Annotated in this window: 11 protein-coding genes; 7 read left to right on the top strand and 4 right to left on the bottom strand. The window is 67.5% G+C overall.

The features are described from left to right. Window positions 1-8: 8 nt before the first annotated feature. Window positions 9-1,442, bottom strand: a complete 1,434-nt coding sequence (locus tag M3330_RS08420; RefSeq protein ID WP_024102997.1) for an MDR family MFS transporter — start codon at window positions 1,440-1,442, stop codon at window positions 9-11. A gap of 108 nt (window positions 1,443-1,550) precedes the next feature. On the opposite strand from M3330_RS08420, the gene M3330_RS08415 reads away from it, so the two are divergent. The 4 genes from M3330_RS08415 (at window position 1,551) to M3330_RS08400 (ending at window position 6,170) form a co-directional block, all read left to right on the top strand. Beyond that, a complete protein-coding gene (locus tag M3330_RS08415) occupies window positions 1,551-2,438 on the top strand; it encodes a phosphoribosylaminoimidazolesuccinocarboxamide synthase (protein WP_006551836.1) in 888 nt (295 codons plus the stop codon). Between the two features lie 6 nt (window positions 2,439-2,444). Next, window positions 2,445-4,592 carry a S9 family peptidase gene (locus M3330_RS08410; protein WP_072740524.1) on the top strand — a complete coding sequence of 716 codons (2,148 nt, stop codon included), beginning with the start codon at window positions 2,445-2,447 and terminating at the stop codon, window positions 4,590-4,592. 103 nt (window positions 4,593-4,695) lie between these two features. After that, window positions 4,696-5,151 (top strand): hypothetical protein, encoded by a 456-nt coding sequence (locus M3330_RS08405; protein WP_039583527.1) that lies wholly within the window; start codon window positions 4,696-4,698, stop codon window positions 5,149-5,151. Beyond that, window positions 5,124-6,170 carry a DDE-type integrase/transposase/recombinase gene (locus M3330_RS08400; RefSeq protein WP_219129769.1) on the top strand — a complete coding sequence of 349 codons (1,047 nt, stop codon included), beginning with the start codon at window positions 5,124-5,126 and terminating at the stop codon, window positions 6,168-6,170. Before M3330_RS08405 ends, M3330_RS08400 begins: the two co-directional genes overlap by 28 nt. A gap of 54 nt (window positions 6,171-6,224) precedes the next feature. Here M3330_RS08400 and M3330_RS08395 read toward each other — a convergent pair whose 3' ends face one another. Next, window positions 6,225-6,917 (bottom strand): response regulator, encoded by a 693-nt coding sequence (locus M3330_RS08395; protein WP_006551834.1) that lies wholly within the window; start codon window positions 6,915-6,917, stop codon window positions 6,225-6,227. Next, window positions 6,914-8,467: a sensor histidine kinase gene (locus M3330_RS08390; RefSeq protein WP_006551833.1), complete on the bottom strand. Its 1,554-nt coding sequence runs from the start codon at window positions 8,465-8,467 to the stop codon at window positions 6,914-6,916. The genes M3330_RS08395 and M3330_RS08390 overlap by 4 nt, the downstream gene beginning before the upstream one ends. A gap of 262 nt (window positions 8,468-8,729) precedes the next feature. On the opposite strand from M3330_RS08390, the gene M3330_RS08385 reads away from it, so the two are divergent. From M3330_RS08385 to bluB, 3 genes are all read left to right on the top strand, one after another. After that, window positions 8,730-10,094: a cation:dicarboxylate symporter family transporter gene (locus M3330_RS08385; RefSeq protein WP_041803973.1), complete on the top strand. Its 1,365-nt coding sequence runs from the start codon at window positions 8,730-8,732 to the stop codon at window positions 10,092-10,094. A gap of 228 nt (window positions 10,095-10,322) precedes the next feature. After that, entirely contained in the window at window positions 10,323-10,817 is a 495-nt protein-coding gene (locus M3330_RS08380) for a glutathione peroxidase (protein ID WP_019290035.1), read from the top strand. A gap of 1 nt (window position 10,818) precedes the next feature. After that, a complete protein-coding gene (gene bluB / locus M3330_RS08375) occupies window positions 10,819-11,478 on the top strand; it encodes a 5,6-dimethylbenzimidazole synthase (protein WP_024103001.1) in 660 nt (219 codons plus the stop codon). Window positions 11,479-11,560: 82 nt separating this feature from the next. Here bluB and M3330_RS08370 read toward each other — a convergent pair whose 3' ends face one another. Then, window positions 11,561-13,687 (bottom strand): FAD-dependent oxidoreductase, encoded by a 2,127-nt coding sequence (locus M3330_RS08370; protein ID WP_024103002.1) that lies wholly within the window; start codon window positions 13,685-13,687, stop codon window positions 11,561-11,563. Window positions 13,688-13,734 lie beyond the last annotated feature (47 nt).

The raw sequence follows: 13,734 nt of genomic DNA, 5'->3' as shown, positions 1-13,734 counted from the left end.
CGTGTCGCCTACCCGGCCGCCGCCGGACGGTTCGGGATCAGGCACACGCACGACACCAGCAGGACGGCGCAGACCAGAACGGCGACGAACACCGGCGCCACCGAGTCCGCCAACTGCGCCGCACCGGGAGTTCCGGTGACGGTCTCGTCCGCCGCTGCGCCCCCGAGGGCTGCATTGGCCAGCGCACCGAACACCGCCACGCCCACCGCGCTGCCGATCGCACGTGCGAAGGCGTTCGCGCCCGTGACGACGCCCCGCTCGGACCAGTCGACGCTGGACTGCGCCGCGATCAGCGCGGGACTGGCGATCAACCCCATCCCGAGTCCCACGAGCACGCAGCAGAGCGCCACCTCCCCGGGAGCCGAATCCACCCCGACCTGCGTCAACAGCGCCGCGCCGCACAACAGCGGCACCGCACCCACCAGACCGGTGTTGCGAAAACCGATCCGCAGATAGAGCCGGCCCGACTGCGCCGCCGCGATCGGCCAGCCGATCGTCATCGTCGCCAGCGTGAAGCCCGCGACGAGCGCCGTGGTCCCCAGCGCGCCCTGCACGAACGACGGAACGTACGAGGTCAGGCCCAGCACGACCGCGCCCACCAGGCACGACACCGCGCTGGTGGTGACCAGCACACGTCGCGTGAACAGCCGGATCGGCAGAATCGGCTCGGCGGCGCGGGACTCGATCCACACGAACACCGCGATCAGGGCTGCACCGGCGGCGAAGATGCCGATCCCGGTCGCCGACGTCCACGCCCATGACTGCCCGCCCTCGAGCAGGCCGAGGATCAGCAGGGCGGCGCCTACCGCGAGTGTCGCCGCGCCGGCCCAGTCCACGCGCGGTCGCGGTCCCGACGGCGTGTCCTCGCGGAAGTTGCGGACGAGCACCCACGCCGCGAGGGCACACAACGGCAGGTTGATCCAGAAGATCCACCGCCACGACAGGAAGTCTGCGAAGACACCGCCCACGGCCGGGCCGATCACCGCCGACATGCCCCACACACTGGCGAGATAGCCCTGCGCCTTGGCGCGCTCGGCGACCGTGTAGATGTCCCCGGCGATCGTCTGTGCCATCGGCAGCACCGCACCGGCGCCGAGTCCCTGCACCGCGCGGAACGCGATCAGCGCCGGCATGCTCCACGCCACCGCGCACAGCACCGAACCCGCCGCGAACACCCCGATCCCGAACAACAACAGCGGAGTGCGGCCGAAGACGTCGGAGAGTTTGCCGTAGACCGGGACGAGCACCGCCTGCGTGAGCAGATAGGCGGAGAACAACCACGGGAACTGCGTGAAGCCGCCCAGGTCCGCGACGATCGTCGGGATCGCGGTCGCCAGGATGGTGCTCTCGAGCGCCACGAGGGAGGTGGCGAGCATCAGAGCGATGAGGATCGGGCCCCGCTCGGACCCGAACCCGACGTCCACTCGCGACGATGCGGCCATGCCACTCCTGTTCCCACTCATACGTTCGTTGTTCCACCCGGCGGTGAACGAGTGGGATATCCGCCACGGGGTGCGGTACGCCCACTCGATGAGCACTAGGGTGTCAGCGTGCGTCCTTCACTCGAGTCCTACCAACACCTCGCCGGCGGCAAGGTGCGTGATCTGTACGTGATCGACGACGAGCACCTGCTCCTCGTCGCCAGTGACCGGATCTCGGCCTACGATCACGTGCTCGAGACCCCGATCCCCGACAAGGGACGGGTCCTCACTGCGATGAGCGTGTTCTTCTTCAAGCTGCTCGACGCCACCAACAACCACCTCGCGGGAGAACCCGACGACGAGCGTATCCCCGAGGAGGTCCTCGGCCGCGCACTCGTGGTCAAGCGCCTCGAGATGGTGCCCGTCGAGTGCGTCGCCCGAGGCTTCCTCACTGGCTCCGGCCTGCTCGACTACCAAGCCACGGGCTCCGTCTGCGGTGTCACCCTGCCCCAGGGGCTCGTCGAGGCCAGCAGACTGCCCGAACCGATCTTCACCCCGGCCAGCAAGGCTGCGCTCGGCGACCACGACGAGAACATCTCCTTCGACGACGTCGTCGAGAAGGTCGGTCTGAACCTGGCGATGAAGCTGCGTCAGGACACGCTCGATATCTACGACCGCGCCGCCATGTACGCGTCCGACCGCGGCATCCTGCTCGCCGACACCAAGTTGGAGTTCGGTCTCGACAAGGCCGGCAATCTGGTGCTCGCCGACGAGGTCCTCACCCCGGATTCGTCCCGCTACTGGGACGCGAACGAGTACGAGGAGGGCAAGGTTCAGCCCAGCTTCGACAAGCAGATCGTCCGGAACTGGCTCACCGGACCCGAATCGGGCTGGGACCGCGCCTCCGACACCCCGCCCCCGCCGCTGCCGCAGCACGTCGTCGACAAGACGCGAGCTCGCTACATCGAGGCGTACGAACGTATTTCGGGACTGTCCTTCGACGATTGGATCGGCTGACCGCATATGACCTCCTCGAAGATCACTCCGCCGGTCGCGAAGAAGGTGCCGCTCGAGCGCACCCATCACGGGCACACCTTCGTCGACGACTACGAATGGCTGCGCGACAAGAACGACCCCGAGGTCGTCGCGTACCTGGAAGCGGAGAACTCGTACACCGAGGCGCAGACGGAACATCTCGCTCCGCTGCGTGAGGCGATCTTCGAGGAGATCAGGTCGCGCACCCAGGAGACCGACATGTCGGTCCCCACCCGGATGGGTGACTGGTGGTACTACGCCCGCACCGTCGAGGGCAAGCAGTACGCGATCCAGTGCCGGTGCCCGATCGCCGACGCCGACGACTGGACACCGCCCGACGTCACGCCTGGTGTGGAACTCCCCGGCGAGCAGGTGCTCCTCGACGGCAACGTCGAGTCGGAAGGGCACGAGTTCTTCTCGCTCGGGGCGTTCTCGATCAGCCACGACGGCACGCTGCTCGCGTACTCGACCGACGTCGTGGGCGACGAGCGCTACACCCTGCGCATCAAGGACCTCACCACCGGTGAGATGCGGGCGGACGAGATCCCCGGCACCGCACCGGGAGCGACGTGGGCGCTCGACCACAGCCACGTCTTCTACCAGACGGTCGACGAGTCGTGGCGACCCGACACCGTCTGGCGGCACAAGCTCGGCACCTCCGTCGACGAGGACGTGAAGGTCTTCCACGAACCCGACGAGCGGTACTGGGTGTCGATCGGTTCGACCCGCAGCGAGAAGTACCTCATGATCTGGGTCGGCTCGAAGATCACCACCGAGGGATGGGTGCTCGAATCCGAGAACCCCACAGGCGAATTCCGTGTGATCCTGCCGCGCCGCGAAGGTGTCGAGTACGGTGCCGAGCACGCCGTGATCGCCGGTGAGGACCGCTTCCTGATCCTGCACAACGACGTCGACCCCGAGACGGGGAAGAAGGCCGAGAACTTCGTCCTCGCCGAGGCTCCCGTCGACGACCCGTCCGCGCTGCGCACCCTGATCGAGCACCGGCACGACGTGCGCCTCGAGGACGTCGACGCGTTCGAGGGACACCTCGTGCTCGGCTACCGCCGCGAAGCCCTCACCCGACTCGCGGTGTGGCCGTTGACCGACGAGGGTTACGGCAAGCTCACCGAACTAGAGTTCGACGAGGAACTCTTCGCCGTCGGACCGGGCGCGAACCCCGAATGGACCCAGCCCACACTGCGTCTGGGCTACACGTCGTTCATCACCCCGAGCCGGGTCTACGACTACACCGTGAGCACCGGTGAGCTGAAGCTGCTCAAGTCGCAGCCGGTGCTCGGCGAGTTCGACCCGACGCTCTACGAGCAGCGCCGCGAGTGGGCGACCGCCGAGGACGGCACGAAGATCCCGCTGTCGATCGTCGCGCGCAAGGGCACCCCCGAGAACGCGCCCACGCTGCTGTACGGCTACGGCTCGTACGAAGCGAGCATCGACCCGGCCTTCTCCGTCGCACGCCTGTCGCTGCTCGACCGGGGCATGGTCTTCGCGGTCGCGCACGTGCGCGGCGGCGGCGAGATGGGCCGGCACTGGTACGAGAACGGCAAGTCGCTGACGAAGAAGAACACCTTCACCGACTTCGTGGCGTGCGCGCGGCACCTGATCGACGCCGGCGTCACGAGCCCGGAGAAGCTGGTCGCCGACGGCGGCAGTGCCGGTGGCCTGCTCATGGGTGCGGTCGCGAACATCGCACCCGAGCTGTTCGCGGGCATCCTCGCGAACGTCCCGTTCGTCGACCCGCTCACGTCGATCCTCGATCCGTCCTTGCCGCTCACGGTGATCGAATGGGACGAGTGGGGCAACCCGCTCGAGAACCCAGAGGTGTACGAGTACATGCGCTCGTACAGCCCCTACGAGAACGTCGAGGCCAAGGATTACCCGGCGATCCTCGCGATCACCAGCATCAACGACACGCGCGTGCTCTACGTCGAACCCGCCAAGTGGGTCGCCAAGCTGCGCGCGACGAAGACCGGCGATGCGCCGTTGCTGCTCAAGACGGAGATGAGCGCGGGACACGGCGGTGTGTCGGGCCGGTACGAGAAGTGGCGCGAGGTCGCGTTCGAGTTCGCGTGGGTGCTCGAGACGTCGGGCGCCTGCCGCGCGGAGACCGCTGCGGGCTGAGCTCGGTATCCGCTCGCGTTCTCGCTATTCGCCGCAGCAATTCGCTGGTTGTCAGGATGTTCGTGAGACACCTGGCAATCAGCGCGGGGATCGGAGCACACCAATGATCGACATCCCTGTTGGGCGGACCCGCACCGGCAAACGCGCGTTCTCCATCGCCTACAAGATCGAGTTCCTACGGCAGTGGGACCAATGCATCGAAGTCGGTGCCAAGACCCGCCTACTGCGCGAGACCAACCTCGACTACGCCACCATCGCACGTTGGATCCACGCCCGGGATTCGGGAGACTTGGAAGCGTCGATGGTGACCGCAGCAGACAAGTCGAGGGACCGAGTGGACAGTCGAGACCGTGCGGAGCTGGCCAAACTCCGCAAAGAGAACGAACGCCTCCGCGAGAAGGTCGCCCAGGGCGACGCCGCCGTGGAAATCCTGGGAAAAGCATTCGAGCTCTTGCAAGGGATCACCAAGAGCTCGACCGACGAGGACCCGCAGATCCCGCCGTCGTTGATGAGTGCCCGCGAGTACGCGCAATGGCTCGAACGCCGAGGACTGTCCTGACCGACACCGTCACCGCGTTGGCCGCAGCCGGCGTGCCGATCGTGCGTGGCTGCGCATTGCTGGGGATCCCCCGGGCCCGCTACTACCGGGAGGTGCGCGGGTATCGGCACTATCGGCCGGTGTCCGATCCGATCCGGCAGCGGGACCGGCACCAGCCGGCCGCGTTGTCACCGGCCGAGAAGGACACCATCGTCGAGGTGATCCTCGCCGAGGGGAACACCCATCTGTCTGTGTGCCAACTGTATTGGCGGTCCTTCGATGAAGGGCTGGTGGAGTGTTCCCAGTCGAGTTTCTATCGAGTGGCGCACTCGCAGAACCTGGTCGGGGACCGACGCCGCAGCCGCAGCGGCGGCCCGGGATCGGGGATCAGCCGCCGCAAACCGGTCGTTCCGGCTCCGGCGGTGGGCACATTGTGGTCGTGGGACATCACTGTGCTCAAGGGGCCACGCACCCAGGACCGGTATCTGCTGTATCTGGTGATCGATGTGTATTCGCGGTTCCCGGTGGCCTGGCGCATCGAGTACGCCGAGACCGCCGCTGCGGCGGTGGAAATGTTCACCGAAGCGTTCACCGCGTTCGGGGCACCGACGGTGCTGCACGCCGACAACGGGGCCTCGATGCGCTCGACCGCACTGCTCGATGCGCTCGACGAGCAGCAGGTCCTGCCCTCGTACTCACGGCCGCGGGTCAGTGACGACAATCCGTTTTCCGAGTCGTTGTTCAAAACCATCAAGTACGACCTGTCGTGTCCGCACCGGTTCGACAGCATCGACCATGCCCGGCGGTGGACCGAGGAATTCATGACCCGATACGCCCTCGAACACCGCCACAGTGGGTTGGGTCGACACACCCCCGCGTCGGTGTTCCTCGGCACCGCCGTCGAGGAACACCGACGCCGGCAGGACCGACTCGACCGGATCCATGCCCGGCACCCGCAGCGGTTCCAGCGCCGGCCGCTGGCACCACCACTACCTCGACCGACCGGAATCAACATCACCCATCTGTCTCAGACAGGTTGACAACTTCCGAATTGCCGACGCGAATGACGAACTGTGTAGCCGATAGCAGACCGCTCACCTGCGCAGTTCGTACCGGACCTGAGGCCGGCCGGCGCGGCCGTACTCGGTGATGCGGGTCGCGGCTCCGTCGTCGGCGAGCCGTTCGAGGTAACGCCACGCCGTCACGCGTGAGACCCCCACGGCCGATCCGACTTCCGCAGCGGTTCGCGGCCCGTCGGCGTGATGAAGGAAATCGGTGATCTTCGACAGCGTGTCGGGGGAGATGCCCTTGGGTGTGGACGGACGGGAACTGCTCGTGCGCAGAGCCGACATGGCGCGATCGATATCGTGCTGGCCCGCCGCGGTCTCGGCGTCGCGCAACGCCGAGCGGTAGGCCACGTACTGTTCGAGCTTGTCCTGCAGTGCCGCGAAGGTGAACGGCTTGAGCAGATACAGCACCACACCCCGCGCGACCGCCGTCCGCACGACCTCCAGATCGCGGTTCGACGTGACGGCGATGATGTCGGGACTCGGACGACCGGCGCTCAGGCGTGCAGCCACTTCGAGGCCGCTCGTGTCGGGGAGCCCGATGTCGAGCAGCACCAGATCCACCGGTGTGCCCACCCGCGCAGCCGACGCGACCGCCCGCACGGCGTCGCTACCCGTGTGCGCGACACCTACCACCTCGAACCCGTCCACCCTCCCGACGTATTCGCGGTGGGCCTCGGCGATGAGCGGTTCGTCCTCGACGACGAGCACCCGGATCACGACCGGCTCTCCAAGGGGATCACGGCGACGATCATCGAACCCAGCGACGGTTCGGTGCGCAGAGTTCCCCCGTGACGCGCCACGACCTGGGCGACGAGTGCGAGTCCGAGGCCGCGCTGCTCGGACTTGGTGGAGTAGCCGCGCTGCATGGCCTGGGCCAGCACCTCCGGCGACATCCCCGGCCCGCTGTCGGCGACCTCGACGATCATCGACGAATCGTCCCGACGCACAGTCACCTCCACCCATGGGTCGTCCGACGCATGGGAGGCGTCGATGGCGTTGTCGATGAGATTCCCGACGAGGGTGACGATATCGCGCGCCGGGATGGACGGAACCGGGCCCAGTTCCGTGTCGTCGGTGACGGTCAGTTCCACACCTCGCTCGGCCGCCTCGTCGATCTTGCCGAGCAGCAACGCCGACAGCGCCGGCTCGTGGATGGCACTTGTCAACCTGTCGATCAGGTGCTGGGAGACCGCCAGTTCCTGCGTCGCGAACGCGACCGCGTCCTCCGTCCGGCCGAGTTCGACCATCGTGACGATGGTGTGCAGACGGTTCGCCGACTCGTGGGCCTGCGCCCGCAGCGACTCGGCGAATCCGCGGACCGAGTCGAGTTCACCGAGGACACCGCGCAACTCGGTGTGGTCGCGGAGGGTGACGACGGTGCCGATGCGGCGCTCGTTCCAGTTCACCGCGTCGCTGTTGACGACGAGGGTGCGGTCGCGCGTCAGGTGCACCTCGTCGCGTGCCTCGCCGGTGGTTGCGAGTTCGCGCAGTGTCTCGGGCAGGGCGTCGAAGGGGACCGGCCCGGTCGGGGGAAGGCCGAGCAGGCGGCGTGCCTCGTCGTTGACGACGTCGACCTGCGGTGAGGCGCCGGGTGCTCCACCGAACACCAGCAGCCCTTCACCGATCGAGTGCAGGACGGCGTCGTGGTGTTCGTACATGCGCCGCAGCTGGTCGGGATCGAGCCCGAGGGTCTGACGGCGCAGGCGCCGCGCGATCAGGTATCCGCCCGCCGCGGTGACCACGAGCCCGGCCGCCACCAGGCCGACGATGCCCGGAAGGCTCCGCACGAAGTTCTCGGCGATCCTCTCCCGTGTCACCCCGACCGACACGAATCCGACGAGCGTGCCGTCGTCGTAGACCGGCGCGATGGTGCGGATCGACGATCCGAGGCTGCCCGTGTACGTCTCGGTGAACGGCGTGCCCGAACGGGCCTCATCGGTGTGGCCCGTGTACGGCAACCCGATCTGCTCCGGCACCGGATGTGTCACGCGGATGCCCTCGGGGTCCACGACGACGACGAAGTCCACCCCTGTCGCCTCGCGGATCTGCTCGGCGCGGGGCTGGAGCGCTGCGGTCGGATCGGGGGAGAGCAACCCGTCCGCGACCTCCGGGAAGAGCGCGGCTGTCACTGCGATATCCGTCACGGTGCGGCGCGTGGCCTCGTCGGCGTCGCGGCGTTCGTCGACGACGATGAGCGCACCCGCCACGATCGCTATCACCGTGAACACCACCAGCTGGAGGATGAGCAGCTGGCCCGCCACGCTCATCGGCGGTCTCGCCTGGCGACGGTTCACCGTTCACCTCCCGTGAACACTATGTACACAAACTTCTCCCGCGGCGACCCGGCCACCACCATGTCCTTATGTGGACGTGATGCCGGTCACCACCCGGGCGCGGAGCGGCCCCTACCAGGGTCCCGTAGTACCCGACCGAACCACGGTCGATTCCCGAGTCCTCGCCGGTGCGTCACCGCATCCCGTTATCCGTGAACATCGCGCGACGAGCCCGCGCATGATCGAAGGGCACTCCATGAGCACCACAACCGTGCGGGGCGAGAAACGCCGCGACCGTACCCACTGGCTGTACATCGGCGTCATCATCGCCGTCGTCGCCGGTATCGCCGTCGGATGGCTGGCCCCCGAGACGGGCAAGTCGCTCGGTGTCCTCGGCACCATGTTCGTCGACCTGATCAAGATGATGATCAGCCCGGTGATCTTCTGCACCATCGTGCTCGGCATCGGGTCGGTCCGGGCAGCGGCGAGCGTCGGCCGGATCGGTGGACTCGCGCTGATCTACTTCGTGGGCATGTCGACCGTGGCCCTCGCGATCGGCCTGGGTGTGGGCAACCTGCTCGACCCGGGTTCGGGGCTCACCCTCGATCCGGCCAACGCCGGCTCGGGTGCCGAACTCGCCGAGAAGGCGCATGCCGCCGGCGGCACCGTCGACTTCATCGCGTCGATCATCCCCACCTCCCTGTTGTCCGCACTGACCGAGGGCAGCGTCCTGCAGACCCTGTTCGTGGCGCTGCTCGTCGGCTTCGCCATCCAGGGCATCGGCAAGTCGGGTGAACCGATCCTGCGGGGCATCGGCCACCTGCAGAAGCTGGTCTTCCGCATCCTGACGATGATCCTGTGGCTCGCCCCGATCGGTGCCTTCGGTGCCATCGCCAACGTCGTCGGCCAGACCGGTCTGAGCGCGGTCCTGCAGCTCGGTGTTCTGATGATCGCCTTCTACCTCACGTGCGTCGTGTTCGTCTTCGGTGTTCTCGGATCGTTGCTGCGAGCGGTCTCCGGTGTCTCGGTGTTCAAGCTCGCGAAGTACCTCGCCCGCGAGTACCTCCTCATCTTTGCGACGTCGTCGTCGGAGTCCGCGCTGCCGCGTCTGATCGCCAAGATGGAGCACCTCGGTGTCCAGCGCACCACCGTCGGCGTGGTCGTGCCCACCGGTTACTCGTTCAACCTGGACGGCACCGCGATCTACCTGACGATGGCCGCCCTGTTCGTGTCCGACGCGATGGGCAGTCCCCTGAACATGGGTGAGCAGATCTCGCTCCTGCTGTTCATGATCGTCGCCTCGAAGGGTGCGGCCGGGGTCACCGGTGCCGGTCTGGCGACGCTGGCCGGCGGTCTGCAGAGCCACCGCCCCGACCTGCTCGACGGTGTCGGCCTGATCGTCGGTGTCGACCGGTTCATGTCCGAGGCGCGTGCCGTCACCAACTTCTCCGGCAACGCCATCGCGACCCTGCTCATCGGCACGTGGACCAAGTCGGTGGACCGTGACCGCGTCGACGAGGTGCTCAGCGGACGGTTGCCGTTCGACGAGAGCATGATGATCGACGATCACGAGCCCGCTCCCGAGCGCGAACCGGCGAAGCTGGAGAAGGTGTCCGTCTGATCCGGCATCCGCTACGACAATGGCTGTCCGCTACGGAAATTTTCCGTAGCGGACAGCTATTTCTGTAGCGACTACGCGCCGGCGGCGTTATCACGACATCCGCCGGCTCGAGGACCTCGACGAGGAGAAGGTCCGGAAGTGGGTGAGACAGGCCGCCGCGCTGCCGGGGGAGAAGATGTAGCACGCCGATGTTCGGGGGAGTGATCGGGCACACGATAGTTTGGATGCATGACCACGCCTCTCCAGGACATCCCGATCAACACCCTCTCGGGTGAACCCACGAATCTCGGCTCGTACGAGGGCCACGCGGTACTCGTCGTGAACGTCGCGTCCAAGTGCGGCCTGACCCCGCAGTACACGGCACTCGAGAAGCTCGCGCAGGAATACCGCGACCGCGGACTGTTCGTCGTGGGCGTGCCGTGCAATCAGTTCATGGGTCAGGAGCCCGGAACGCCGGAGGAGATCCAGGAGTTCTGCTCCGCCACCTACGGCGTGACCTTCCCGCTGCTCGAGAAGATCGAGGTCAACGGCGAGAACCGGCATCCGCTCTACGCCGAGCTCACCAAGCACCCGGATGCCTCCGGCGAGGCCGGCGACATCCAGTGGAACTTCGAGAAGTTCCTCATCGCTCCCGACGGCACGGTCGCCGCGCGCTTCCGTCCCCGCACGGAACCGGATGCGCCCGAGATCCTCGACGCCCTCGAAGAGATCCTGCCGGCCTGACATGTTCGGCACAGAAGCGCGGGACGCGCTGTACGACATCATCCGCATGCGTCGCGACGTCCGTGCAGAATTCAGCGGGGAACGGCTCGACGAGGACACGCTGATGCGCATCCTGCGGGCCGCCCATCACGCACCCAGTGTCGGCAACACCCAGCCCTGGGACTTCGTCGTCGTACAGGACGAACAGCGGCTGAAGGAGTTCGCCGAGCACGTCGCCGGTTGCCGGCAGGCGTTCGCCGACTCGCTCCCCGAGGACCGGAAGAGCACCTTCGACCCCATCAAGATCGAAGGCATCGTCGAATCGGGGACCGGCGTCGTCGTCACCTACGACCCCGAACGCGGCGGCAAGCACATCCTCGGCCGTCACACCATCGACGAATCCGGCCTGTTCTCGGCCGTGCTGGCGATCCAGAACCTGTGGCTCGCCGCGACCGCCGAGGGTCTCGGCGTGGGATGGGTGTCGTTCTACGAGGAGGACTTCCTCGCCGACTTCGTCGGAGTGAGCGCACCCGTGCGTCCCATCGCGTGGCTGTGTGTCGGCCCGGTCACGCGGCTCCAGGAGATACCCGACCTCGAACGGTTCGGCTGGCGCAAGGGGCGCCGGCTCGAGGAGGCCGTGCACCGCGACAGGTTCGCGGCGCCGGGTGACCGGGAAGCCTGATCCGACGGGTGGCGACCGGTTCGTGAGTGCGCGAGCCGGCCGCCACCCGCTGTTTCACAGATCGGTCGCCACCTGCCTGTTTTCAGAGTTCGGTCGCGACCTTCCAGGCACTGTGGATGGCGCCCTCGATGTAGTCGACCCGACCCGCGTCCCCGACGACGCGGACATCGATGTCCGAGCCGGCCAGTTCGTCGGCGAGCGGTGCTGCCGCCGACACATCGGACGCGACCACGACCATGCGGGCGCGTACCGATTTCGTCTCGCCATCCACGGTGAACTCCACCGTCTTCGGGGTGATGCGCTGAACCGTCGCACCACGATGCACCTCGAGGCCGACCTCGCGCGCGTGCTTGACGGCGGTCCACCGGCGCGGCATCGCCATCGGCACCCCGAGCTGCTTCCCCTCGGCGAGCAGCGTCACCCGGCTTCCCCGCTCGGCCATGAACTCCGCGAGTTCGAGCCCGACGAGCGACCCGCCGATCACGACGACGTCCTTCGCCATCGGCAGGAAACGCAGGAACCGCCGGCTCAGATCACGGATCCTCCGAGGGCTCGTGGTGATACCGGCGAGCCTGCCCACCCGGCCCATCACCCGCAGCACCGGGGACTGATCGGAGACGTCGCCCGCACCCGTCATGAGCGCACGCATGCTGTCGCCGGTGTGCACGTGCGGCAAGTCCCCGCCCGGCACGGTGGGACGTTCCCGCACGGCGCCCGTCGCGACGACCACCACGTCCGGCTCCAGGGCGCGGATCGATGCGGAGGTGGCCTCGGCGCCGAGCCGCACGTCGATGCCGAGGCGGGTGACCTCGGCCGTCAGCCATTTCAGCAGCCGCTCGTTGTCGGGGGTGGTGAGGGTCGAGAACCACAGGGTCCCGCCCAGCCGGTCGGTCTTGTCCAGGACGGTGACGCGGTGCCCGCGCTCGGTGGCGACCCGCGCAGTCTCGAGGCCGCCCGGCCCGGCACCCACCACGACGACGTGCTTCGGCGCCGCAGTGCGGACGAACGGCACGAGTGTCTCGTTGCCCAGCGCCGGATTGACCGCACAGATGGGCGTGGCATCCCAGAAGTTCTCCTGCACACACACATAGCAGTTGATGCACGGGCGGATCTGCTCGCTGCGGCCCTGCTTGAGCTTGGCGACGAGCGCGGGATCGGCCAGCAACTGACGTCCCATCGCGACGAAGTCGGTGACGCCCTCGGCGATCATTCGCTCGCCGACCTCCGGCAGCATGCGGCCGACGGTGATGACGGGGATCGACACCGCACGCTTGATGACCGCCGCGTTGTGGGTGTAGTAGCCGACCTTGTCCGGCAACGGGCCGTCGGTGAAATTCGCGAACGCGTTCAGCGCGGTGCCAGTGACGTGGAGGGCATCTGCACCGGCCTGCTCGAACAGCACTGCGGCAGCAGCGGATTCCTCGACGGTCAGGCCGTCCGTCTCACCGTATTCCTGCCCTGCCAGCCGCACGATGACGGCGAGGCGGTCGCCGACCTCGGCCTTGACCGCGCGGATCACCTCGCAGGTCAGCCGGGCCCGGTTCTCCAGCGACCCGCCGTATCCGTCGGTGCGCTGGTTCGTGTAGCGGCTGAGGAAGGCGCCGAGCACGTAGTTGTGGGCGGCGTGGATCTCGACGGCGTCCGCTCCGGCGGCGGCGACCCGGCCCGCGGCCTCGGCGAACATCCGGATCAACCATTCGATGTCGCTCTCGGAGGCCTCGTTGTAGGTGGCCTGCGCGCCACCCTGGATCGATGCCATGCGCTGCAGTTCCGCGGGCGTGCAGTCGGCCATGGCGCTCATGTCGCTCGGCGGCTTCGGGATGCTCGGCACGAGCTGCGTCCGGCCCTGCAGGGTGTCGATACGGGCGACCTTGCCGTGGTGCACCATCTGCACGCACAGTTTGCTGCCGGCCTCGTGGACGGCGTCGGTCAGTGCGCGGAGGCCGGGGATGAACCGGTCCTCGGACAGGCCGGGTTCCTTCGTGCTGGTGCATCCCGCCGGATAGGCGACCGCGCAGCATCCGGTGACGATCAGCCCGGTGCCTCCGGCCGCGCGGGCGACGAAATGATCGATGTCGCCCTGCTCGATCTCCCCGTCCTCGCAGAGGTTCATGTCCATGGCGGGCATCACCACGCGGTTGTCCAGGGTGATCGGCCCGATGGTGCCGGGGGAGAGAAGGCGCGTATAGGTCTGGTTCGGGACTGCCACGCCCGGACGGTATGCCCGGCTCCGTGTGGCCGTCGACACTGTCCCGA

The organism is Rhodococcus sp. GA1, from assembly GCF_024321955.1.
GTDB classification, from domain to species: Bacteria; Actinomycetota; Actinomycetes; order Mycobacteriales; family Mycobacteriaceae; genus Rhodococcus; species Rhodococcus pyridinivorans.
The sequence above is the reverse complement of the archived record's forward strand: the minus strand, read 5'-3'. Positions and strand labels throughout refer to the sequence as shown.